The following is a 22,360-nucleotide window of genomic DNA, read 5'->3' as shown; positions in this document are numbered from 1 at the left end:
CCGTCAGCAACGTAAGTTGTCGTTGTTAGCTGTAATCTAAGCAGGGGGTTCCGCCGTGACAGTGTCCAGCCGTTCCTATCTGACTGCAGGGATGGCGGCGCTGGTCGTCGGAGCCATGACGATCGCGCCGGTCCAGCCATCGGCACCCGCGTCGATCACGATGAACACGATACGGCTGTCCGCTGCAGCGCAACCCCTGGTCAATCAGGTCAACACCGCTGCGGCGACGCTGGGGCAAGCCGCTCCCGCGGCAGCGGCACAGCAACCCCAGGCCCAGAAAACAGCGCAGGCAAACAACAACGTCTCGAACGCTATCGAAGCGGCGTACGGGGCGATCATGTACTGGGCCAACTACTTGGCCCTGGACCTGGGCCCGTTTTTACTGGGGTGGATCCCATTCGGCTATCTCATCAGCGACCAGATCTCCATCTGGTACCCGAATTTCACAGTGCCGGTGGCCGACGCCATCGTTTACAACTTCCTCGTCCCGGTGGTCAACGACTTCTGGAACCCCACCGTGTGGCGTGACGGCCTGACCGCCGTCGCGAATGCGACCCGCGTCGGCCTCAGCACCGTCGTCAACCAGCAGATCGCCTACTTCCTGACCCTGCAGTGGTTCCCGTTCCCGCCATTACCGCCGCTGCCATTCGCCGCCACCAAGTCGGCCGCCGCCGCGGCGAGTTCCGAGGCGGCAACGACCAAGGCGGGCGCCGCCGTGGGCACCAGCCGTTCCGCCCGCCCGGGGGCGGCCAAAGAATCGGCGGAGACTCTCACCGCCGCGGCCGACACGGATACCACTGAGACCACGGCCAGCGCCGAACCGACCGATGGCACCGACAGCACCGTCAGCACGTCGGTCGCCTCGAAGACCGCCAAGGCCGACAGCACCGATGCGTCGTCCGGCAAGAGCAGTTCGGCCACGTCGGTCAGCGGCGCACCGAAGAAGCAGTCCTCCGCCGGCTCCACGCGCGGTCAGGGCCCCAAGGCCAGCAAGGCGGACAGGTCCGCAAAGTAGCCGGCCTCAGCTAGCGCTGCTGCGCCGCCAGAGAAACCACGCCGGCGGCGCGGTGCCCAGCGCCAGAAACAGCAGCACCGCGTAACCCATCACGCCGGGGCCGCCGAACACGATGTCCCCGCCCGGCCCGCCGAGCGCCAGCGCTGCGACGGTGATCAGCCACGTCAGCAGTGGCAGCGAGGCAAGGCGGGCGGAATCCGTCCAGTGGACGGCCGCCCACACCAGCGCCAGATTCACCAGCCCGCTGAGCAGAGCACTGATGGGAAACGGCGCCGAGCCGAGATACAGCGGAAGAAACAGCGCACCGGTCACCGCCGAGATGACGCCATCGACGGCCAGCAGGGCAAGAACCACGGTACCGGTGGCGGGGTCGGTCGCGCCGGGGTCCTCGGTGATCGCGGCGGGCCCGGCGGCGCCCCTTCGTCGCTGCGTCAACCCTGTCTACTGCCCGATATCGAGGCCGGCCAGAAGGTCAGTCTCCCAACCACGTTCATCGGTCGGGCCCGGGGAGCCCTCTACGAGCACGTAGTGTTCGGCGGCCAGCACCGGCAGCACCAGCTTGTTGGACAAGGTGAACGCGCGCCGGGTCGGGCCGACCAGCATCTGGGTGGCGTGCGCGGCGTAGGCGTCCACCTTCGCCGAGACATGTTCGGGTGCCTCGATGACGGCGGTGATCTTCTCGTCGGTGAAGCCGAAGACGACATCGGCGGGCGGGCGGATCCAGTCGGCCAAGATGTCTTCATCACCGAGCGCATTCACGCCGTCGCGAAAAGCACTGGCGCCGATGACACCCCAGTAGAACTTGGGCACCTTCCACGTCGCGGCGGCGACCGCTGCGGTCGTGACGTGGTGGGTCTGGATGTGGTCGGGGTGCCCGTAGCCACCGTCGGGGTCGTAGGTGACGATCACGTGGGGGCGCAGCTCGTCGATCACCTCGGCGAGAAGACCGACGGCTTCGTCGAAATCGGCGTCGATGAACTTGGTACGACCCCGCGCCGGGGTACCGGGCATCCCCGAGTCGCGCCACCGGCCCGCGCCGCCGAGGAATCGCGGGCCCGGTAGACCCAGCTTCTGTAGGGCGGTCGTCAATTCGTAGATGCGGTAGCCACCGAGCTGGTCGGCCTCATCGACCGCGAGCCGCAACCACCGGTCGTCGATGATCTCGCCCTCTTCACCGAGGGTGCAGGTGAGGACGGTGACCTCGGCGCCCCGCTGCACGTAGTGCGCGATGGTGACACCGTTGTTCATCGTCTCGTCGTCCGGGTGGGCGTGCACGAACAACAACCGCGGAGTCTCCTGCGAAGCCACGAACGTCACCATACCGCCGCCGGTGACATAGATTCGGCCCGTGAAGCGGCGCGACCTGGAGTTCGCCTGCGCGGTCCTGGCGATCGGCCTGCTGGCCGGTGTCGCCGGCGCCGCGACGACGCTGGTGTTGCACGCCGTCGAGCACCTGACTTACCACTACAGCTTCGGGACACTGCTGGACGGTGTCACCGAGTCGAGCCCGGTGCGACGCGCGGTGGGCCCGATGATCGGTGGCACCCTGGCAGGTCTGGGCTGGTGGCTGCTTCGGCGGCGAACACCGGTGCCGTCGCTGACCGACGTGATCACCGCGCCGGGGCCGATGCAGCGACTGACGTTGACGCTCGACGCCGGACTCCAGGTGCTGCTGGTCGGGGCGGGGGCATCCCTGGGCCGGGAGGGCGCGCCGCGGCAATTCGCCGCCGCCCTGGGCGATTTGGGCACCTCTCGACTGTCGCTGACGGTCGGGGACCGCCACATCCTGCTCGGCTGCGCGGCGGGCGCGGGTCTGGCAGCGGTCTACAGCGTGCCGATGGGCGGCGCGCTATTCGCGATCCAGATCGTGCTGCGCGCTTGGAGTCTGCGGATCGCCGGGACGGCGCTGATCACCTCGAGCGTCGCGGTGGCGGTAGCCGCCCCGGTCACCCACCTCGAAGTGCCGCTGCAGTGGCCGGCTTTGCATCTGTCCTATCTGCTCACCGGTTTCGCCCTCCTGCTCGCCCCGGTGGCGGTGGCGGTGGGTCGGGGATTCAACCGGCTGATGGACTATGCCAAAGCCCATCGCGTCGCCGATTCATGGCGACTGATCCCGGCGATCGGGGCCGCTGGGCTGCTGATCGGTGTGCTCTCCCACTGGTGGCCCGAACTGCCGGGCAACGGCAAGAGCGTGCTGACCGTCAGCGTCACCTATGGCCTGACCTTGGCCTCGGCCGGCAGCATCCTGCTTCTCAAACCGCTGCTCACCGCCATGTTTCTGCGCACTGGCGCGGTCGGCGGCTTGCTCACCCCGGCGCTGGCCACAGGCGCGGCGATGGGCTCGGTGGTGGCCATCGCGGTGAACACGTGGACGCCCTTGACGATCAGCGTGCCTGCGGTGTCATTGGCCTGCGCCGCGGGCGTACTGGCCATCACTCAGGGCGCGCCGGCCTGGGCCGCATTGTTCGTGTGGGAACTGGCGCGTCCACCGGTGTGGATGCTGATCGTGTTCGCCGCCGCGGCGATCGCCGCCCACCTGCTCGACAGTCGGCTCACACAGCGCACATGGTCTGCGACCTGCTTCCGCTCACCCGAATCGGACCACGCCGGCGCGCACCACTGCCACCATCACGAACCGACCGTTGGCAACACGGCCCCGTCCGCGGGTTCGCCGCCAAACGTTTTCCGGGGCGAGCCCTGACAACAGACGCCATATCGGGTAGAAGATCTCTCGTGGAAAACTCGCCGCTGGAAAACGCAATGGCCCGCCGACTGCACAGGCGGGCGATCGCCACCGGTGAGATCACCGTGCCCGCGGTACCCGGCATGCTCGAACACTATGTGACGATGTGCCTCCGTCTCTTCGAGAGCCTGGGCCGCGGGTTCACCGACGAGCAGGTCGACAATCTTCGCTCCATCCTCGACGACCAGTTGAATGAGGCCTTCGCCGCGTCACCGCGTTCGGAGATCGTGATCAGCTATGAAGCGCCGGTGGGACTGGTGGTCAACTACCACGTGAAGTGCCGGTGGTGGTCGGTCGAAGGCGCCTACGAGAACTGGATCGCCACGCGCGAACCACCGCTGTTCGGCTCCGAGCCCGACGCCCGGGTGTGGAACCTGGCCGGCGAGGCGGCCGATCCCCGGACTTATCCGATCCTCGATCTGGGCGCCGGAACCGGGCGCAATGCCCTGGCCCTGGCCAGGCGCGGACATCCCGTCGACGTGGTGGAGATGACCTCGTCGTTCGCCGAGGCCATCCTCGCCGGCGCGCAGGAGGACGCGTTGACCGTGCGCGTGCTGCAACGCGACATCTTCGCGACGCGCGACGATCTGCGCCGCGACTACCAGCTGATCGTGCTGTCGGAGGTGGTCTCGGATTTTCGCTCGACGGATCAGCTGCGCGGCGTGTTCGATCTGGCCGCGCAGTGCCTCGCGCCGGGCGGCCGGCTGGTGTTCAACGCCTTCGTCGCGCACCGGGACTACACACCCGACGACAGCGCGCTCCAGATGGGCCAGCAGTGTTACACCACGATCTTCACCCAGTCGCAGATAGCCGACGCGCTGGTCGGGTTCCCGCTGATTCTGGTGTCCGACGAGTCGGTCTTCGACTACGAAAGAGAGCATCTGCCGGCCGAATCATGGCCTCCTACCAGCTGGTATGCCGATTGGGTCAGCGGCCAGGACGTGTTCGACGTTCCGCGCTCGGACCGCCCGATCGAGATGCGGTGGCTGGTGTATCAGAAATGGTGACACCCCCGCTCTTCATGGGCGCCGAGACTCTGCAGCTGGACGTGAGACGCCCTGCACGGCGGATTAGCCCGCAAGGAATCTCTCCCAGGCCCCGGACGACTCGCGTCGACACGATGGCAAAAATTCTCAGGATGAGTCTTTAGCCTTATCAGCCTCTTCTCAGGTATCGTCTTTTTTTAGCCATGCCGCAAACAGCGAAGGGAGACGGCATGCGACGGGCCTTGGGGCCATTCCTCACCACAGGACTGGCATTGACGGCGGCCGCTGTGGTCGTCGCCAACCCCGTCGCGCCACCATCCAGGGACATGCAGATCTCGACGACGCAGTTGTCGACCAGCCCCGACCTGCTCAGCCCCTCAGATAAATCGCTGCTCAGCGCACTTTCACCGCAGCTTCCGCCAGGAGGCCTTGCCCCGGCGCTCGCGCAAATCCTGGCCGCGCTGGCCGCCGACGCCGACCGGATCAGCCGCGAGGTCGCCTCGGAGTCCGCCCCCGAAGTGCTGGCCGAAGCGGCCCTTCCCGACCGAACGGCCTACCGGCCCGAACCCCTCCCCGCCCCCTTCGTTGAATCGGCCAACGCCACACCCGCTATTTCCACGGCGTTTGCCGCTCCGGTGCAAACGAACGTTCAGCAGGTACTCAGCGGCCTGGTCGCCGACACCTCGTACCTGGGCGGAAAAGTCTCCGAAGCGGCATACGCCGCGGTCGACGTCATCATCAGTGCACCGGAGTTTGTCTTCACCGCGGTGATCGATCTCCTCAACGGCGATATCTCGGGTGCGCTGGACACGGTGCGCTCGGCCATCAAGGCGGTCCTGGGTCCCGTTCAGATCCTCGTCGACGGGATCAGGAACGTGCTCTTCGGCCGCCAGGTGCCGACGGTGCCGCCCGCCACTGCGGCCAGCGTCATCGCACCGCAGAGCAGCGGCACCGATACCCGGCAGGCGACCGCCGAGAGTACGCCGGCGAGCACCAACCAGGACACCAAGGGCAGCTCGAGCCGCAACCGTTCCATCACTCTGTCGGCCGCCGGCGTCCGGCGCGCCGCCGCCACACCGCAGTCGACCGACGAGTCAGGTCAATCCGACCAAACGACCGAATCACCAGCACCCGGCACCGACGGCGCCGCGCAGACTCCGACGTCCACCCGCACCCCGAGCACCGGAAAGCCGGCAGCTCCGACACGGCCCACGGCCCCGTCGAGCCGGGATACGAAGACCACCACGGCTTCCGGCTCATCTACTGAGTGACGCCGGCTCCCACCGGCTAGTGGTTGCAAACTCAAACGACCCGCTTCACTAGGTCGAAATTCACCCCTCCTCAGGTTGTTCTAAAGTAGCTTTCGCTGACCAGCTCACTACGGGGGGAGGGGCCTAATATGCCTGCCGCACTCAGCTCGCTCTACAGAACCAGCATCGCGCTCGCAGGGGCGGGCGTCATCGCCGTTAGTCCCCTGGTCCCCAGCCAGGACGCGCGGATCGCGACCGTACACATGCCCGATATTCAGCTCACCAACCTGACCGTGCCGGCTTTCGGGGCCATCCCCTACCAGATCGGCATCAACGTGCTCGGCGACATCCTCGCCGCGGCGCCCATCCTGTTCGGCAGCACGCAGCAGTGTGCGACCTACTGCCTCGGCCCGAACACTCCGGCACCGGCACCGACGCACGCGCCGTTCACCGGGTGGGGCCTCGTCGGGCTGGGTCAAGGGCTGATCTCCAGCCCGGTCGCGTTCGTCGCCGCGCTGCAGGCCGGACGGAACGTCGCGCAGGCGCTCGGTGTCGCCCTGCTCGCCCTCCAGGTGCCGATCACGAATACGTTCAGCTTGCTCACCGCGCCGCGAACCCCCGATGGCGGGTTCGCGCTGCGCGCGACTCTGGACCGGGCCTTCGCCGCCTACAAACATGCCATCGATTACACGGTCAACATCGCCGCCCAGGCGCTGGTGACCGGGCCGCTGACGATCGTCGGCGGCGTGGTCGAGGGTGCGACGGTGTTCGCGGGGACGTTGGCCCAGACGGGTGATGTCGTCACCGCGTTCAACGCGGGCCGGGCGCCGATCCAGGACTCGGTCCGGACCGCCACCACCGACCTCGTCAACGAGATCAACGAGGGGCGCTCGACCATCTACGCCGACCTCACCGGCGGGCCCGGGGCGACCACCCGACCGATCCCGACGGTCCCAGCCCCGACGGCAGCATCGCGGGTGAACAAGCTGAATTCGGGCTCGGCCAGCGCCGGCTCGACCACCGATACCAGCGCCAAGCCCGCCACCCCGAAGAAGAGCGCAGCCACCAGTTCGAAGCGCGCACACAAGGCCGGCTAGGCCTACCGCGCAGCGCTCTACTGCGCGGTCTTCGCCCACCGGCCGGCATCACCGACGATGCCGACCGGCACCGCCCCGGTCAGGCTCACGTTCTGCACACTCGGGCCGACCGCGACGATCGTGGTGTCCTGCAGGATCGGCAGCACCGCCGATAAGTTCCATAACCGTGGTTCGACCAGATTGACGACGTCGTCGATCTTGGCCGAACCATCAAGGGCAGCATCGATATTGGGCTGAATGCTGCGATCGCAGATGCCGGTCAGGTTCGACGGCGCCTGCACCAGCGCACCGGACTCCGGGGCAGGTGCCGGCGCGGCGGTCGGGGCGGTTGTAGTGGTCGTAGTAGTCACGCTCGGCGATGGACTCGATGACGGGGTCGGCGATGTAGTGGCTGTGGGCACCGGCGTGGCGGGAACGGTGCTGGCCCGCAGGGCCGGGCAGCCGTAGCGGGAAGCCAGCAGGGTGGCCAGGTCACCGCCCGCCGCATGCCAGCTGACGATCGCGTCGACGCGGTTGTTGGCCAGCGCATCCCCATAGAGCACCGGCGGGTCCAGCGCCAGCACGGTCGCGGCGATACCCACACTGCGCAGCTGATCGGCCGCGGTGTTGGCGACCGCTACTGCCGTCGGGTCATTGGCGGCCACCCCGATCACCAGCGACAGCGTCTCGCCGTTCTTGCTGATCCGGCCGCGGGTGATCTCCGGCGGGCCGGGCTGCGGCGGGGCGGCGCGGGAGCCCGCCGACGGCGGCGACGGCACCGGCGATTCGGTCGGGGTGCGGTCGATCTGGAAGCCGGCCTGCTCGAGTAGTTCCAGCGAGCGCTGCCGGCCCAACGCCGGTGGCGCGGTCGGCACGTAGCCGGGATCGCTGGGGGCGCGGACCTGAGCCTGGGCCAGCGTGACGGTGTTATCGCTGCCTGCACCCACCGCGGCGAGCAGGTCTACGTCCAGCAGACCCAGGATCGCTTTGCGCACAGCCGGATCCGCGAGCTTGGGCTCGGCAGCCCGCAGCGTCAGTTGCATGAGCCGCGGGGTGACGATCCGCCCGGTCCGCACATCCGGAATGGCCGACAGCTGCGCGAACGCCGATGAGCCGCCGTGCACCTGGGCCACCTGGGTGTCGCCGTTGCGGATCGAATCGGCCAGCGCGGCGGGCGCACCGGCGCGGCGGAACAGAATCTGATCGGGATGGGCAGGCGGTCCCCAGAACCGGTCGTTGCGTGCCAGCAGGATCTCGTCGCGCTGGGGATCGATGTTGTCCACCCGGAACTGTCCGGCCGTCACCGGGAGCGCGCGGGCCAAGCCGGCCGGGAAACCACCCGGCACGTCCTTGACGATGTGAGCGGGCAGCAGATCGTTGAACAGCTCGCGCCACGCCGGGTACGGCTGAGCGAACGTGACCACCGCGGTCTTGCCACCCTCGACCGACTGCACACCGGTGATCAGATCGTAGCCTGCCGGGTCGACCACGCCGGGTTCGCTGACCATCTGCCGCCACAGGTACCAGAAGTCGTCGGCAGCGATCGGGGCGTTGTCGGTCCAGGACGCCTCGGGGCGGATCTTGTAGGTGACGGTGAACGGGTTCTGGTTGGTGACCTCGGCCGAGACGAGCAGCGTCGGGTCCATCTCCCAGCGTGATCCGGTCGCGGTGGCCGGGTCGGGCACCGGCCGAAACGAACTGGGCAGGACCAGCGCGCTGATGGCCGCGTTGACCGGGGACTGATCCGAGAGCAGGTGCGGGTTGAAGCCGGCGCCGATGGAGTCGATGCCCATGATGATCTGGGTCGCCTTCGGCGGCGGGGGTGCCGGCGCGTTCGTCGTGTCGGTGCTCTGAGGTGCGGGCGGGGGGCTGACCGTGCACGCGGCCGTGACCAGCGTGGACACGAACACAGCCACAGTTCGCAGGCTGCGTCTTCGGGTCGGCACGCCCATCAGAGTAGCGATACGACTGTGTGCGGCCCGGTCAGCTCTTGTTGCTCGCCTTCGCGCGGGACTTGGCCCTGGCTCGACTGGTGGCGTCGAGTTCGGCCTTACGCACCCGGACGATCTCCGGCGTCACCTCGACGCACTCGTCGTCGGCGCAGAACTCCATGGCTTGCTCGAGGCCCAACTCGAGCGGCCGGGCGAGCGTCTCCATCACATCGGCGGTGGAGCTCCGCATATTCGTCAGTTTCTTCTCGCGGGTGATGTTGATGTCGAGGTCCTCGGCCCGCGGGTTGATCCCGACGACCTGGCCCTCGTAGGTGTCCTGCCCCGGTTCGACGAAGAACTGCCCGCGGTCGGCGAGCTGGATCATCGCGAACGGGGTGATCTGACCGGAGCGGTCCGATACCAGCGAGCCGGTGTGACGGGCCCGGATCTCGCCGGCCCACGGCCGATAGCCGTCGAACACGGCGTTGGCGATACCGGTGCCGCGGGTCAGCGTCAGGAAGTCGGTGCGAAACCCGATCAGGCCGCGGCTGGGCACGATAAAGTCCATCCGCACCCACCCTGCGGCGTGGTTGGTCATCTCCTCCATCCGGCCCTTACGCGCGGCCATCAGCTGGGTGATGGCACCGACGAACTCCTCGGGACAGTCGATGGTCATGGCCTCGAAGGGCTCATGCAGCTTGCCGTCGACGGTGCGGGTGACCACCTGCGGTTTGCCCACGGTCAGCTCGAAGCCCTCACGCCGCATCTGCTCGACGAGCACGGCCAGCGCGAGTTCACCACGGCCCTGGACCTCCCAGGCGTCCGGACGACCGATGTCGACGACCTTGATGGAGACGTTGCCGACCAGCTCGGAATCCAAGCGGGACTTGACCATTCGCGCAGTCAGCTTGTGACCGGAGACCTTACCGGCCAGCGGTGAGGTGTTGGTGCCGACGGTCACCGAGATCGCGGGCTCGTCGACAGTGATCCGCGGCAACGCGTGCGCGTGGTCCGGATCGGCCAGCGTGTCACCGATCATGATCTCGGGGATACCGGCGACGGCGACGATGTCACCGGCGATGGCTTCCTCGGTGGGCGTGCGCTCGACGCCCTCGGTCACCAGCAGCTCGGTGATTTTGGCGTTCGTGATGACGGGGTGGCCGTCGACCTCACGCATCCAGGCCACCTGCTGACCCTTCTTGATGCGGCCCTTGTAGATGCGGATCAGCGCGAGCCGGCCGAGGAACGCCGACGCGTCGAGGTTGGTCACCAGGGCCTGCAGCGGGGCCTCGGGGTCGCCCTGCGGCGGCGGGATGTGCTCAAGCAGAACGTTGAACAGCGGGTCGAGGTTCTCGCCGTCGGGGTTCTCGCCATTGGCGGGTTGGGTGGTGCTGGCGATGCCAGCGCGGCCGGATGCGTACAGCGTGGGCAGGTCGAGCGCCTTCTCCGCGGCGGCCTGCGCCTCCTCGTCCAGGTCGGAGGCGACGTCGAGCAGCAGATCGTGGCTCTCTTCGACGACTTCGGCGATCCGGGCGTCAGGCCGGTCGGTCTTGTTGACCACCAGGATCACCGGCAGGTGCGCGGCCAGCGCCTTGCGCAGCACGAAGCGGGTTTGCGGCAGCGGACCTTCCGAGGCGTCGACCAGCAGCAACACCCCGTCGACCATGGATAGGCCGCGTTCCACCTCGCCACCGAAGTCGGCGTGACCGGGGGTGTCGATGACGTTGATCACAGTCATCGACCCATCGGGGTGCTGGCGGTGCACCGCGGTGTTTTTGGCCAGGATCGTGATGCCCTTTTCCTTCTCCAGGTCACCGGAGTCCATCAGGCGTTCGATCGTGTCGTCACCGCGGTGCGTCAGGGCACCGGACTGCCGCAACATGGCGTCCACCAGCGTGGTCTTGCCATGGTCGACGTGCGCCACGATGGCGACATTGCGGAAGTCTTGGTTATTCACGTGCCTGATTCTCGCAGCGCAGGTGCCCTTTTGCGAAAACGGGGAAGTACGAGCAGGGCTGCACCAAGGAAACACAGCGCACCGAAGAAGGTGCCGACGTTCGCCAGCAGTGCATCCTCGGTGATCCCGGTCCGCCTGACGAATGCCCCCACCGCGGAGGCTCCGAAGGCGATCGACCCGATCATGGTGATCCATTCGGCCTGCCAGTCTCGCGAGCCCAGCGCATCCGGGGGCCCAGACGTAGTGCCGCCGCACGCCGGTCGCATGCGCCCACACCGCGGCACCGGTGCTGATGTTGAACAACAGGGTTCCCACGAATTGGATTGCCGCCGAGAGCCATTCCAGTTTCGGCTTGCTGAGCATCAGCTGCATCCAGGCCGCGCTGGTGAAAACCACGAGCCGATGAAACACAGCCAGTTGGCGGCGCCCGCTCCGGCGACCGAGGAGAACCTGGGAGCAGTCGCGATCATCGTCGTCGTGGGCACCGCCGCCACCCGGTGCTCATGCACCCGCTGCATGCCGCCCATCACCCGCGGGAATTCGCCGATGTGCGAGTCACCCGGGACGTGCTCAGGTGCTAGGGCACCTTCGGGTCGACGACGGTCAGCTCGTACTTGCTGGTGTTCCAGCCGGCCAGGAAGGCGCCCAGCGGCACCTTCATACCGGCCCCGATGTGTGATCGGTCGACGACGCTGGTTGCCGAGCTGTCGTTGAGGTACACCACGCCTTCGGTGAGATCCACTGCGATCACCACGACTTCGTGATCCAGCGTCGTGTAGCTCGGGTTCGCCATCGTCACCGCACCAGGCACGGCAGTCCAGATCAGGGCGATGGAGACGGTGGCCATGGTGGTTTTGCCGTTGGCCAAGGCCGCCTGCAGGTCGGCCATGGCAGCCTGCGGATCCAACTCGTAGTGCGACGTCGCGGCGGTGAGCCCGTAGTACTTCTGCATCAGCGCCACCGCGTCTTCCACCGAAACCCCTTCGGCGGTGTTTTCGCTGAGATACATCTTTGCGCCCGGCGTCGAGACGCTGTTGGTCGTCTTGGCCAGCTCGATCATTCTGTCTTCGCTCGGCCGCGCAGCGCCGCCGGTCGCCTGCGCGATCGCCGCCGCGGTCGCCATCAGCGTGCAGTTCAGGTAGGACTGCGTGGTGGCGTACTGCGAGTTGGCCTTGTCGCCGAATTTCCCGTCTCCGTAACCCGTTATGGAGACTGTGATTTCGGATGTGTCCCCGGCCGACAGGCCCGCGCGAATCGCGAAACCGTGCAGCGCGCCTTGGACGAGGCCTAACACTCCCGGCAACTGGGCACCGGCACCGTTGTCGACGATGACGGTGAACTTGTCGGTGTATCCGGGTTTGACCAGTGCCGCGTTCGGCGTATACGTGTACGCACCGGTCACCGGGTCCACCACGAGCTCGCCATATCTCGGGTAGCTCGCGATGGTGTAACTCACGCCAAACCCGTTGTTGGGGAACCCAATCACCGTCCCGGTGATCGTGCCTTCACTATCGGGGTAATTCTGACTGTCCTGGGCGCCCGGCGCACGATTGAAGAAGATGTAGGCGAGCAGTCGCGAGAGATCGGTGAAGAACGACTCGATGCTGACGGGTGTGGCGGCGGCACTGGCGGATTGGCGGGCAACACTGGGTGCCGCCAGCGTCGACAACGTCGCGTCACCCGGGTCACCCGGCTGACCGGGCTGGCCATTCGGGCCATTCTGACCGACCGTGGCACCGAAGAAGGAAGCACCGCCGGGGCCGCCGGCACCGCCTCCAGCGGGTGCACCGCCCTGCCCGCCGCCGGCACCGCCGCTGGCCCCGCCGGGGCCGCCATCGCCACCAGTACCACCCGGACCGCCGGTGGCACCCGTCTGAGCCACCCCTGACCCCGGGCCACCGGCACCACCAACTCCGGCGTCGCCGCCGGCGCCCCCGGCACCGCCGAGTTGCGTGGCAGAGCCCACGCCGCCCGCACCGCCGCTACCACCAGCACCGGCGGCACCACCCTGGCCCGGGGTGCTGCCCCAGCCGCCGGGACCTCCGGCACCACCGGCACCACCCTCGCCGCCGGCACTGGCCGTGTAGGTCGCCGTGGCACCACCGCCCCGACCGCCCTTGCCACCGGCACCGCCCGTGCCGCCGGTACCGCCCGGGGTCAAATAGTCCTGCGTCGAGCCGCCGCTACCGCCCACGCCGCCGGCACCACCTTGGCCGCCGGGACCGCTTGCTCCCCCGACACCGTTGGCGGCGATGACGAAGAGGAAGGCACCCTTGCCTGCGGTGCCGCCGCGCGCACCGCCGGCTCCGCCGTCGCCGCCGATACCACCATCACCTCCGGGCAGCTGGATTCCGCCGATGTCGACGGTGGGGCGGTTGAAGCCCTTACCGCCGCCGCCCCCGACGCCGCCGGCGCCACCGCTGCCACCGTCACCGCCCCGCCCGAAGATCAGGCTGCCCGCGCCGCCGTTGCCTCCGCTGCCACCGGCACCGCCGGGAGCCCCGGCTCCGCCGTTGGGGCTCGCCTGGGCGCCATTGACGCCGGGGTTGCCAACCTGACCCTGACCTCCGGCGCCACCGCTGCCGCCGCTACCCGCCAGCGAAAGCATGCCGACGCCACCGCCGTTACCACCGTCGCCACCGCCATTACCCCCGGCACCGCCGGCGCCGCCATTGCCCGACCACAGTCCACCGGTTCCGCCGTTGCCGCCGTCGCCGCCGTGGTCCGTTCCGAATCCCTTGTAGGGGCTTGCGCCACCCGCGCCGCCGGTACCGCCCTGGGCGTACAGCGAGAACAGTCCTCCACCTCCGCCGTTGCCGCCCTTGCCGCCATTGGTGGCCTTGCCGCCGTTGCCGCCCACGCCGCCGATGCCCGACAGCGAGAACAGCCCGGTGTCGCCGCCACGACCCCCGACGCCACCGGTGGCGTCCATCGGAATCGCATTCCCGCCGGCACCACCCGCACCGCCATTACCGGACAGCAGGCCACCGGCCCCACCGGCACCGCCGGCACCACCGGTGCCACCGGGATCGTCGGAGTCTTGCGCGACACCACCGACGCCACCCGCACCACCATTGCCCGACAGACCCGCCGAGCCACCGCGACCGCCGGCCGCCCCGGCGCTCACCCCGTCTGCGCCGCCACCGCCACCGCCTCCGTTACCCGACAGCATGCCGCCGGCGCCACCGGCGCCGCCCCGGCCGCCGTTGACCTCTGCCACGCCGTTGCCGCCGAATCCACCGTTGCCGAACCAGCCTGCGGCGCCACCGTTTCCGCCGTTGAAGCCGTCGCCGCCATTGCCCACGATTCCGCCGCGGCCGCCCTGGCACGCGCCGGTGGGACATGTCTGCGCTGTCCAGGAATAGCCGTTGCCCAGAATGATCCCGCCATTGGGATGCTCGGCCGTCCCATTGCCGAAGAACACGGTGAACAACGCCGTACTGCTCGCTTGGGCCGTACTGCTCGCTTGGGCCGTACTGCTCGCTTGGGCCGTACTGCTCGCTTGGGCCGTACTGCTCGCCGTGGTCGATATCGCCGGTTGCCGCGGCGCTGTGCTGCCGTCGCGTGAGACACCAGATGTCGACACGCGCGTGGACGCCCGCGAACCCGGTGTGGCCCCCGGTGATCCGGCATGTCGGCTGGGGGCCGACGGCTTGCTGTTGGTCGGCGCGCTCGACGCAGCCGAGCCCTTCGACGCCGTCGAACCTGTCGTATCGGCCGCTGCCACCGGCGTCGAGGCGATGGTCGCGCCCACACCGAAGGCAATCGCGGATGCGCCGACCCAGCCCAAGAGTGTCAGGCGGCCTCGCGGAGCGAACGCCGGGCGAGTCAACCCGCCGAATTCCACCGGCAGTGAGCGCAATTCCGTGGCCACCACACCTGATCGGTTACCGTTGGTCGAACTCATCCTCGCGACTCCCCCCGCATGATCGCGCAGCCGAATGTGCCGCCTCGCGTGAGCACGATATCGCAACGGAACCACGCCTCGGACAGTTTGCTGAAAGCGGTTAGCGCGCTACCCGGCGGAGCACCCCTAGGGGTCGGACAGCCTCAGCTGGAAATAGGCGCGGCCGGGGTGAATTCGACGGGCATGGCCTCCAGCCCGCTAACGAAATTGGCAGGGCGCAGCGGCAGTTCGGCGCCGTCGGCCAGGCGCAGGTCCGGTAGCCGTGCCAGCACACGCCGGGTCATGGCCGTCAATTCCAGGCGGGCCAGTTGGTTACCGAGGCAGAAGTGGGTGCCAAAGCCGAAGCTGACGTGGTTGTTGGGGGCGCGGTCGATGCGGAACACGTCGGGGTCACCGAAGACCGTCTCGTCGAAGTTCGCCGACTCGAACAGCAGCAGCATCTTTTCGCCCGCGTGCAGGGTGATGCCGTGAAAGTTAGTGTCGGCAGTCAGAGTTCGGCACATGTTCTTGATCGGCGAGGTCCAGCGCAACATCTCCTCGACCGCGGCGGGCAGCAGCGTGTCGTTGCCGCGCAGCGCTTCCCATTGATTCCGGTGGCGACTCAGTTCGGCGGTTCCACCGGACAGCGTGTGGCGGGTGGTCTCATCGCCGCCGATCAGGATCAGCAGTGTCTCGGCGAGGATCTGCTCGTCGGTGAGCCGCTGGCCGTCGACCTCGGCATTGATCAGAACACTGACCAGATCATCGGCAGGCTCTCGGCGACGTTGCTCGACGAACCCGGCCATGAACTCGTTGTAAGCCGTCAGCGCATTGGCCGCCAGCAGCAATGACTCCTCGGAAGCCACCGAACTCAGCGCTATCACCATATCGTCGGACCAGGCCAGCAGGGTGGCGTGATCTTCGGGGACGACGCCGAGCATGTCACCGATCACGGCCATCGGCAGCGGTGCGGCAAGGTCACGGACGAAATCGCATTCACCGCGCTCACAGATCGCGTCGATCAGCGTATCGCAGAGTCCCTCAATGGATTTCACCTTGGCTTGCACGCGTTTGCGGGTGAAACCGGCATTGACCAGTTTGCGCCGCAACAGGTGTGCGGGATCGTCCATATCGATCATGTGCGGCAGCGCAGGCGTCGTCGGGCGGATACCGCCGGCGTTGGAGAACAGTTCGGGCTGACGTTCGGCGTCGATCACCGCGCGGTAGGTGGCCGCGGCGGCCAGGCCATTACGGTCCCGGAAGACCGGCTGGTGTTCGCGCATCCAACGATAGGCATCGCGCGCCGCAGTACTGGCGTAGAACCGCCCGTCCATCAGGTCGACGTCGGCGGTGACGTCCGTGAGCACGCCCCAGATCATAGGGCGGCGCGCTCACGCACCAAGGCGTTTCGACAGCTCCGGCAGCCAGGCGCGATCGGCGGGCACCCAGTCGAGCGAATCCAGATCGGCGGCGCCCACCCAACGCAGTGCGTGGTGATCGTGCGGATGCAGGGCGCCGCCGGTGTGGGTGACGAGGTAGGCGCGCAGGATCAACGACTGCCCGATCGGGATGTCAGCGCCGAGCCGCGCGCCGACGATGACGTCGACCCCGAGTTCCTCGCGCAGCTCCCGCACCAGCGCGTCGGCTTCGGTTTCCCCCGCCGCGACCTTGCCGCCGGGCAGTTCCCAGAGGCCGGCGAGCTCCAGTGGCCGTTGTCGCTGGGCCACCAGAAGCGTCGCGCCGGAGATCAGGGCACCGGCGACAACGATCTGGGTGGACATCGCGCCTGACGGTACTACCGTCAAAGCATGGCCGTATTAAGCGATGAAGAAGTGGATTCCGCCATCACCGATCTCGACGGCTGGGAGCGCGCCGACGGCACCCTGCGCCGCTCGGTGAAGTTCCCGGCGTTTCTCGAGGGTATCGACGCCGTGCGCCGGGTCGCCGCACACGCCGAAAGTGAAGACCATCATCCCGATATCGATATTCGTTGGCGGACAGTCACTTTCACTCTGGTGACCCACTCGGAGGGTGGAATCACCGACAAGGACGTGCAGATGGCGTCCGATATCAGCGAGATTGTCGGCGACCGCTAGCCGCAATCCAGGCCAGCGTCGCCAGCGTCGCCACGATGTAGATCAGACCGGGCCAGGCCAGATACCACGGCCGGCCGATCTGCCAGATCGTCGGCTGGGCGAAGCTCAGCAGCCACGGCACCCCGATCAGGGTCAGCACGAGCCAGCCCCAGCCCAGCAACCGCGCGCCCGCGCGAGTCCGCCACGGCCCGTGGATCAACCAGATCATCAACGGCAGCAACCACACCCAGTGGTGGGTCCATGAGATCGGTGATATCAGCAGCCCGAGCAGTTGCACCACCAGCAGCGAACCCAGCCGCTCACCGTCCAGCGCACGCCAGGCCAGCAGTGCCAGCACCGCCGTCACCGCGATCCCGGCCAGGACGATCGGCCCATAGCCGGCCTCGTGACCAAGGATGCGCGAGATGGCACCGCGCCAGGACTGATTGAACGAGGTGCCGATTGGGCCGATGCGGCCGGCATCACCGAGCAGGTCGGTGAAATAGAAGCGGGCCTGCTGCCCGATCACCGCGACGGACAGTCCGACGGTCGCGAAGAACACGATCGCGGAGAAGACCGCCGCCCCCCAGCGGCGCACCCCGAGGAAGTACAGCCCGGTGATGGCCGGCGTCAGCTTGATCCCGGCCGCGACGCCGACCAGCAGACCCGACAGGCACCATCGGCTGCTGTAGGCCGCGCACAGGACAGCCAGTACGAGGATGACGTTGATCTGGCCGTAGTCGAAGTTGCTGCGCAACGGTTCAATCCAGATGCCGACGGCGGTCCACTGCATCGCGACGCGGTGGCCGCGCCAGGCCGGCACGCCCAGCAGCCGCTGGCTGACCCGGACCACGCCGTAGAGCGCGGCGACGATGCCGAGCTGCCAACAGAAGGCGACCAGCCCGAACGGCAGCAGGTGCAGCGGGTAGAACACCAGCGCCGCGAACGGCGGGTAGGTGAACGGCAACGGGAAGTCGGGAGTCTGGTCGGCGTAGACGTAGGAGTACAGCGTGCCGGGGTCATCCAGGGCGCCCGCGCCGCCGAGGTAGACGTGCAGGTCGACGAAGTTCGCGCCGTTGGGCACCAGGTAGGTCCACCCCAGTCGGGCGGCCACGCTGACAATCAGCAACGCCGGAGCCAGCCAGGCTCGCCGCGCCGGCGAGGCCACGGGGGCCGCTGTGTCCACCGTGCGACTGTAGCGACGGATGCTGCCGAGCCCCCGACTTCGACGCCTGACGGCCCCGCGCATCACCATCGGCCATCACTGCCGTAACGGTTGCATAAACACCACACGTGTCACTTGAGTAACTCTAGTAACGGACTACCTTCGGGTTCAGACCTGCACTCGAAGGATTGGGATAACCATGTCACGTAAATCAAAGCTGTTCGCCGCCAATGTGATTGGTGCCGCCGGGCTGTGCTCGGTCGCACTCGCACTCAGCCCGTCGGCCGCCGCTGACCCGGGTGTTTCACCCGCCGTTCCCGGCGTGCCCGGACTCAGCATGCTGCAACAAATCGCCACGAATCCGGCCAGCGCAGCGGCGCTGCTCCAGACCGCGGCGACCGCACTGTCCGGCGCGTCGGGTCTGACCGGCGCCCCGTCGTCGACGCTTCCGGTCTCGCCGATCGGCGGCGCGCCGGCCACGTTGCCGGTCTCGCCGATCGCCGGCGCTCCGGCGCCCGCCGCCCCGGCGGCCAGCACCATCCCCGGCGGCAGCATCACCGCACCGCTCATTCCGCTGCTGAACCAGCTCGGCATGCCCGGTGACCTGGCCAGCCTGACGCCGTCGAACATGCCGTTCCCGGTCAAGGTCGGCGACACCCTGGCCGTCGGACAGCCGGCGCCGGTCGCCCCCGTTGCCACCGGCGTCGCCGGACCGGCCGGGGTGCCCCCGGCCAGCAGCCCGGCGATCGCGCCGACCACTCCGGGTGGGGCTGGCCTCGGCCAGCTGCTGCCGCTGTCCGCTCTGCCCTGACCAATCACCACCCGATAAGGGAGTTCACCGTGCCGCAGATCGCCAAGTTGGCAATTCTGCTGACCACCGCCACGTTCGTGGCCGCGACCAACCTGGCGTTCAGCCCGGTCGCGGCCGCGGACCCGGCCATCCCGCTGGATCCCGGTCAGCTGCCCGGCCTCGACGCCATGCAGATGCTCGGCCCGGTCGTCCAGCAGGCCGCGGGGAACCCCTCATCGGCGCAGTCACTGCTGCTCGCAGCGGCCTCGCAACTCGCAGGTGGCGCCACCACGCCGGGAGGCTCGGCGGCGCTGGCCCAACAGGTCACCAAGTTCGTGCAGGAGGGCGGGGCCGCGGGCCCCGCGGCCGCACTGCCTTCGTCGGCTCCCCCCGCCGCCGCAGGCGTGACTGGCGTCGCCCACGGCACCACGCCGCTGCTGACGCCTGGTACCGGTAACGGCCCCGTCCCGCTGCCCGAACATCTGCCAGGCGGCAACGACCCGACCGCGATCTTCGGCACCGAAGCGCACCTGCCGACCGGTATCGACCCGGCCCACGCCGTCGGCCCGGTGCCCAATGCTCTGCCCGAGGTGCCTACCCCGGTGACCGTGGTGACGCCGTCGGCGACGCCCGGCGCCGCGCCGGTCGGCAACTCAATCAACGTCGCGACACCGGCGCCCGCGCCGGCAGCGGCGGCCGCGCCGAACTACGACCCAGCCACCCCGCCGACGCAGGACTTCATGTACCCGTCGATCAGCAACGGCTGCCTCAAGGACGGCGGCAATGTGATCGCGACCGCGATCTCGGTCGCCGGCCCGGCGAAGATCCCCACGCCTGGACCGACCGCCGGCCAGACCGCCTACGTGTTCACCGCCGTCGGCACCCCGGCCCCGGCCGCCGAGCAGAAGCTGCCGCTGAACGTCACGTGGGTGAACCTGACCACCGGCAAGTCCGGCAGCGCCACACTCAAGCCCAACCCCGAGATGAACGCGGCGGGGCCGACCACGCTGATGGCCATCGCCGACACCGGCTCGGGCAGCATCATGTCGACCATCTTCGGCCAGGTGACCACGATGGACAAGCAGTGCACCTTCATGCCGACGATCGGCTCGACCGTCGTGCCTTAAGTCGCGAAAAGCGCGCAGCCGCGCCTAGTACGCCATAAAGAGGATTTCGTCGCGGCCGTAGTCCATCCCGGGATGGGCCGCGGCCAGGTGCTGCTTGGTGAGGTCGACGAGCTCGTCCTCATCCTTGGCGCTGATCGCCTCGCCACACGGACAGTTGATGTGAGTCTTCATGGTTCCTCCGTTATCCGGCCTTAGCCTCGGCTGACCCTATGACTCAGGCCTTCGCCTTCGCCGCGGCTTTCATCTTCTTCTTGTAGGCCCTGACTTCTTCCAGCGACCCCTTGTCGACCACATCGGCGATCGACATGTGGGTGCCTGCCTTGCCGTAGTCACCGGCCGCCTCGCGCCAGCCCTTCGGTGTGACGCCGTACTGCTTGCCCAGTAGCGCCAGGAAGATCTTGGCCTTCTGCTCACCGAAACCGGGCAGGGCCTTCAGGCGGCGCAGCACCTCGGCGCCGTCGGGGTTGCCGTCGAGCCAGAGTCCGGCGGCGTTGCCGTCGTAGCGGTCGACGATCTCGCGGGCCAGATCCTGCACCCGCTTGGCCATGGAGCCCGGAAAGCGGTGCACGGCAGGCGTTGTCGAGAATTTCTCGGCGAACTGCTCGGGGTCGTAGTCGGCGACCAGCCGAGGGTCGATACCGCCGATGCGCTCGACGATCTTGCGCGGCCCGGCGAACGCGGTCTCCATCGGAATCTGCTGATCAAGAAGCATTCCGGTCAGCAAGGCGAACGGATCGTCACTCAACAGGTCGTCGGACGCGGGATCTCCGGTGAGCTGCAGTCTCGCCATGGCCACATCTTAGGCAAACAACGATGCCGGTTCAGCCATCTGCGCCGCCTGGACTGTGCAATCGTGAACGGCATGAGACGGGTGATTGCGCCTGCTGTCGCGGCGGTCGTTGCCGCTATCGCCTTGGCCGGCACGGCGCAGGCGATACCAGACCAGGGCACGCCGGAGTTCGACGTCTACATGCAGGGCCTGGCGAAAAACGGCTACAACCTGAATCCGGACACTGCGTGGCGCGTGGCTCATCAGGCCTGTATCGGCGGCATACCGGGCTACATCGGGCTGGAACTGGCCGCTCAGGGCGTGATCGGCCCCGGTGCGCAGGAACGGGTTTTCGACGTGGCCCGGAAGTACGCCTGCCCCGTTCAGTAAGCGAGAAGACGAGATGTCGGGTGCGGTAGCGCTCGCGCTGGCAGTCGCACTGGCCGCGGTCGCACTGATCGTCGGCGCTATCGCCGTCCTGACCCGCAGCGTGGTCAGCACCCCCGCCGAGCGCACCGTGCACGCCGCGCTGCACACTGCCTCCCTGGCCGCGCGCTCGCTGCGCAAGGGTCTGGACGCCGACTCGGCGGCCGGTGCCGCCCCGCACCTGCGCGGCCTCACCGGCTCCACAGGCCTCGCCATCTACGACGGCGACACGGCCCTGCTGGCCTTCGACCCACCCGGGGATCCGGTGTGGACACCGGCCACCCTCGAGATCGCGCACCACACCGCGCGGGACGCGATCACCGGCCAGCGCCGGGTGCTGGCACGCGACCAGTCCCCCGCCGTGGTGGCACAGCCCATCCTCGATGACGACGGCATCGTGATCGGGGTGCTCGTCGTGGTCAACGCCGACGAGCCGTCGCCGGGCATGCTCGGTGCCATCGCCGAGGTCGCCCGCTACGCCGCCAGCCAGCTCGAGCTGGCCGAGCTCGATGCCTCGCGGGCCCGCCTCGACCGCGCCGAAGTACTCGCCCTGCGTGCGCAGATCAGCCCGCATTTCATCTACAACGCGCTCAACACCATCGCCTCGTTCGTCCGCACCGATCCCGACCGGGCTCGCGATCTCATCCTGGAGTTCGCCGATTTCACCCGCTACTCTTTTCGCTCCGCGGGCCCCTACACCGTGCTCGCCGACGAGCTGCGCAACATCGACCGCTACCTGACGCTCGAACGGGCGCGCTTCGGCCCGAATCTGTCAGTGACACTGCAGATCGCGCCCGAAGTGCTGACGGTCGTGGTGCCGTTCCTGGCGCTGCAGCCTCTCGTGGAGAACGCGGTGCGCCACGGATTGGCCGGGCGCCAAGGCGGTTCGATCGAGATCGTCGCCCGTAATGAAGGATCCGACTGCGTCATCAGTGTGGAGGACGACGGGATCGGCATGGACCCCCAAACCCTGCGGGAAGGGCACGGCGACGTGCTCGGCGAGGGTGAGCAAAGCGCCCACGTCGGGCTGAGCAATGTCGACCATCGCCTACGGGCGGCGTTCGGCAACGACTACGGTCTGGTGGTCGAGACCGCCCCGGATGCGGGCACGAAGGTGATCATGCGGGTGCCGAAGTTCCGCACAGGCGTGCGGGTTTGAGCCAG

Annotated in this window: 21 protein-coding genes and 1 pseudogene; 11 read left to right on the top strand and 11 right to left on the bottom strand. The window is 68.1% G+C overall.

Annotated features, from left to right (window positions below; all coding sequences use genetic code 11):
- Positions 1 to 55: 55 nt before the first annotated feature.
- Complete coding sequence (locus G6N13_RS13550; RefSeq protein ID WP_163697753.1) at positions 56 to 1,015, top strand: hypothetical protein; 960 nt, start codon at positions 56 to 58, stop codon at positions 1,013 to 1,015.
- Positions 1,016 to 1,021: 6 nt separating this feature from the next.
- On the opposite strand, the gene G6N13_RS13545 is transcribed toward G6N13_RS13550, so the two are convergent.
- Together G6N13_RS13545 and mshB are read right to left on the bottom strand one after the other, a co-directional pair.
- Positions 1,022 to 1,450 (bottom strand): hypothetical protein, encoded by a 429-nt coding sequence (locus tag G6N13_RS13545; RefSeq protein ID WP_163697751.1) that lies wholly within the window; start codon positions 1,448 to 1,450, stop codon positions 1,022 to 1,024.
- Between the two features lie 6 nt (positions 1,451 to 1,456).
- The gene (mshB, locus tag G6N13_RS13540; protein WP_170310449.1) at positions 1,457 to 2,335 is read right to left on the bottom strand and encodes an N-acetyl-1-D-myo-inositol-2-amino-2-deoxy-alpha-D-glucopyranoside deacetylase; all 879 of its coding nucleotides are present in this window, start codon (positions 2,333 to 2,335) and stop codon (positions 1,457 to 1,459) included.
- Positions 2,336 to 2,363: 28 nt separating this feature from the next.
- On the opposite strand from mshB, the gene G6N13_RS13535 reads away from it, so the two are divergent.
- From G6N13_RS13535 to G6N13_RS13520, 4 genes are all read left to right on the top strand, one after another.
- Positions 2,364 to 3,716: a chloride channel protein gene (locus G6N13_RS13535; protein WP_163697747.1), complete on the top strand. Its 1,353-nt coding sequence runs from the start codon at positions 2,364 to 2,366 to the stop codon at positions 3,714 to 3,716.
- A 32-nt stretch (positions 3,717 to 3,748) separates the two neighbouring features.
- Positions 3,749 to 4,765: a methyltransferase domain-containing protein gene (locus tag G6N13_RS13530; RefSeq protein ID WP_407663727.1), complete on the top strand. Its 1,017-nt coding sequence runs from the start codon at positions 3,749 to 3,751 to the stop codon at positions 4,763 to 4,765.
- A gap of 209 nt (positions 4,766 to 4,974) precedes the next feature.
- The gene (locus G6N13_RS13525) at positions 4,975 to 6,015 is read left to right on the top strand and encodes a hypothetical protein (RefSeq protein ID WP_163697746.1); all 1,041 of its coding nucleotides are present in this window, start codon (positions 4,975 to 4,977) and stop codon (positions 6,013 to 6,015) included.
- A gap of 128 nt (positions 6,016 to 6,143) precedes the next feature.
- Positions 6,144 to 7,091, top strand: coding sequence for a hypothetical protein (locus G6N13_RS13520; RefSeq protein WP_163697744.1), 948 nt, complete (start codon positions 6,144 to 6,146; stop codon positions 7,089 to 7,091).
- 17 nt (positions 7,092 to 7,108) lie between these two features.
- Here the strand turns inward: G6N13_RS13520 and G6N13_RS13515 are convergent, their stop codons facing one another.
- The 4 genes and pseudogenes from G6N13_RS13515 to G6N13_RS25720 all read right to left on the bottom strand — a co-directional run bounded on the left by G6N13_RS13515 (position 7,109) and on the right by G6N13_RS25720 (position 14,391).
- Positions 7,109 to 9,022: an ABC transporter family substrate-binding protein gene (locus tag G6N13_RS13515; RefSeq protein ID WP_163697741.1), complete on the bottom strand. Its 1,914-nt coding sequence runs from the start codon at positions 9,020 to 9,022 to the stop codon at positions 7,109 to 7,111.
- Positions 9,023 to 9,053: 31 nt separating this feature from the next.
- Positions 9,054 to 10,958 carry a translational GTPase TypA gene (gene typA / locus G6N13_RS13510; protein ID WP_163697739.1) on the bottom strand — a complete coding sequence of 635 codons (1,905 nt, stop codon included), beginning with the start codon at positions 10,956 to 10,958 and terminating at the stop codon, positions 9,054 to 9,056.
- A pseudogene (locus G6N13_RS13505) lies at positions 10,955 to 11,476 on the bottom strand (hypothetical protein). Before G6N13_RS13505 ends, typA begins: the two are co-directional and overlap by 4 nt.
- Positions 11,477 to 11,535: 59 nt before the next feature.
- The gene (locus G6N13_RS25720; RefSeq protein WP_163697737.1) at positions 11,536 to 14,391 is read right to left on the bottom strand and encodes a hypothetical protein; all 2,856 of its coding nucleotides are present in this window, start codon (positions 14,389 to 14,391) and stop codon (positions 11,536 to 11,538) included.
- Here G6N13_RS25720 and G6N13_RS13495 point away from each other — a divergent pair.
- A complete protein-coding gene (locus G6N13_RS13495; protein ID WP_163697735.1) occupies positions 14,384 to 14,887 on the top strand; it encodes a hypothetical protein in 504 nt (167 codons plus the stop codon). The two genes, G6N13_RS25720 and G6N13_RS13495, sit on opposite strands and share 8 nt — an antisense overlap.
- 121 nt (positions 14,888 to 15,008) lie before the next feature.
- Here the strand turns inward: G6N13_RS13495 and G6N13_RS13490 are convergent, their stop codons facing one another.
- A complete protein-coding gene (locus tag G6N13_RS13490) occupies positions 15,009 to 16,223 on the bottom strand; it encodes a cytochrome P450 (RefSeq protein ID WP_163697733.1) in 1,215 nt (404 codons plus the stop codon).
- 12 nt (positions 16,224 to 16,235) lie between these two features.
- Complete coding sequence (locus G6N13_RS13485; protein ID WP_163697731.1) at positions 16,236 to 16,625, bottom strand: (deoxy)nucleoside triphosphate pyrophosphohydrolase; 390 nt, start codon at positions 16,623 to 16,625, stop codon at positions 16,236 to 16,238.
- Between the two features lie 27 nt (positions 16,626 to 16,652).
- Between G6N13_RS13485 and G6N13_RS13480 the strand changes: the two genes are divergently transcribed.
- Complete coding sequence (locus G6N13_RS13480; RefSeq protein WP_163697729.1) at positions 16,653 to 16,940, top strand: 4a-hydroxytetrahydrobiopterin dehydratase; 288 nt, start codon at positions 16,653 to 16,655, stop codon at positions 16,938 to 16,940.
- On the opposite strand, the gene G6N13_RS13475 is transcribed toward G6N13_RS13480, so the two are convergent.
- A complete protein-coding gene (locus G6N13_RS13475; protein WP_407663927.1) occupies positions 16,915 to 18,126 on the bottom strand; it encodes a mannosyltransferase in 1,212 nt (403 codons plus the stop codon). The two genes, G6N13_RS13480 and G6N13_RS13475, sit on opposite strands and share 26 nt — an antisense overlap.
- Before the next feature lie 157 nt (positions 18,127 to 18,283).
- Between G6N13_RS13475 and G6N13_RS13470 the strand changes: the two genes are divergently transcribed.
- Both G6N13_RS13470 and G6N13_RS13465 read left to right on the top strand, forming a co-directional pair.
- Positions 18,284 to 18,895, top strand: a complete 612-nt coding sequence (locus tag G6N13_RS13470) for a hypothetical protein (RefSeq protein WP_163697725.1) — start codon at positions 18,284 to 18,286, stop codon at positions 18,893 to 18,895.
- Between the two features lie 29 nt (positions 18,896 to 18,924).
- Entirely contained in the window at positions 18,925 to 20,001 is a 1,077-nt protein-coding gene (locus G6N13_RS13465) for an Rv1157c family protein (protein ID WP_163697723.1), read from the top strand.
- 24 nt (positions 20,002 to 20,025) lie between these two features.
- Here G6N13_RS13465 and G6N13_RS13460 read toward each other — a convergent pair whose 3' ends face one another.
- On the bottom strand, positions 20,026 to 20,172 hold the full coding sequence (locus G6N13_RS13460) for a hypothetical protein (protein WP_005147085.1): 147 nt from the start codon (positions 20,170 to 20,172) through the stop codon (positions 20,026 to 20,028).
- Positions 20,173 to 20,215: 43 nt separating this feature from the next.
- Positions 20,216 to 20,791, bottom strand: coding sequence for an HhH-GPD-type base excision DNA repair protein (locus tag G6N13_RS13455; RefSeq protein ID WP_163697721.1), 576 nt, complete (start codon positions 20,789 to 20,791; stop codon positions 20,216 to 20,218).
- 72 nt (positions 20,792 to 20,863) lie between these two features.
- On the opposite strand from G6N13_RS13455, the gene G6N13_RS13450 reads away from it, so the two are divergent.
- A complete protein-coding gene (locus tag G6N13_RS13450; protein WP_163697718.1) occupies positions 20,864 to 21,160 on the top strand; it encodes a DUF732 domain-containing protein in 297 nt (98 codons plus the stop codon).
- A gap of 13 nt (positions 21,161 to 21,173) precedes the next feature.
- Positions 21,174 to 22,355, top strand: coding sequence for a sensor histidine kinase (locus tag G6N13_RS13445; RefSeq protein ID WP_163697716.1), 1,182 nt, complete (start codon positions 21,174 to 21,176; stop codon positions 22,353 to 22,355).
- Positions 22,356 to 22,360: the final 5 nt, after the last annotated feature.

The sequence above is a fragment of the Mycolicibacterium sarraceniae genome (genome assembly GCF_010731875.1).
Classification (GTDB): Bacteria; Actinomycetota; Actinomycetes; order Mycobacteriales; family Mycobacteriaceae; genus Mycobacterium; species Mycobacterium sarraceniae.
This window is presented reverse-complemented; position numbering and strand designations above follow the sequence as displayed.

Excerpts from the sequence above, each read along its gene's own strand:
- mshB (WP_170310449.1), bottom strand. The coding sequence starts at position 2,335 with ATGGTGACGTTCGTGGCTTCGCAGGAGACTCCGCGGTTGTTGTTCGTG.
- G6N13_RS13525 (WP_163697746.1), top strand. The coding sequence starts at position 4,975 with ATGCGACGGGCCTTGGGGCCATTCCTCACCACAGGACTGGCATTGACG.
- G6N13_RS13520 (WP_163697744.1), top strand. The coding sequence starts at position 6,144 with ATGCCTGCCGCACTCAGCTCGCTCTACAGAACCAGCATCGCGCTCGCA.
- G6N13_RS13515 (WP_163697741.1), bottom strand. The coding sequence starts at position 9,022 with ATGGGCGTGCCGACCCGAAGACGCAGCCTGCGAACTGTGGCTGTGTTC.
- G6N13_RS13490 (WP_163697733.1), bottom strand. The coding sequence starts at position 16,223 with ATGATCTGGGGCGTGCTCACGGACGTCACCGCCGACGTCGACCTGATG.
- G6N13_RS13485 (WP_163697731.1), bottom strand. The coding sequence starts at position 16,625 with ATGTCCACCCAGATCGTTGTCGCCGGTGCCCTGATCTCCGGCGCGACG.
- G6N13_RS13480 (WP_163697729.1), top strand. The coding sequence starts at position 16,653 with ATGGCCGTATTAAGCGATGAAGAAGTGGATTCCGCCATCACCGATCTC.
- G6N13_RS13470 (WP_163697725.1), top strand. The coding sequence starts at position 18,284 with ATGTCACGTAAATCAAAGCTGTTCGCCGCCAATGTGATTGGTGCCGCC.
- G6N13_RS13460 (WP_005147085.1), bottom strand. The coding sequence starts at position 20,172 with ATGAAGACTCACATCAACTGTCCGTGTGGCGAGGCGATCAGCGCCAAG.
- G6N13_RS13455 (WP_163697721.1), bottom strand. The coding sequence starts at position 20,791 with ATGGCGAGACTGCAGCTCACCGGAGATCCCGCGTCCGACGACCTGTTG.
- G6N13_RS13450 (WP_163697718.1), top strand. The coding sequence starts at position 20,864 with ATGAGACGGGTGATTGCGCCTGCTGTCGCGGCGGTCGTTGCCGCTATC.
- G6N13_RS13445 (WP_163697716.1), top strand. The coding sequence starts at position 21,174 with ATGTCGGGTGCGGTAGCGCTCGCGCTGGCAGTCGCACTGGCCGCGGTC.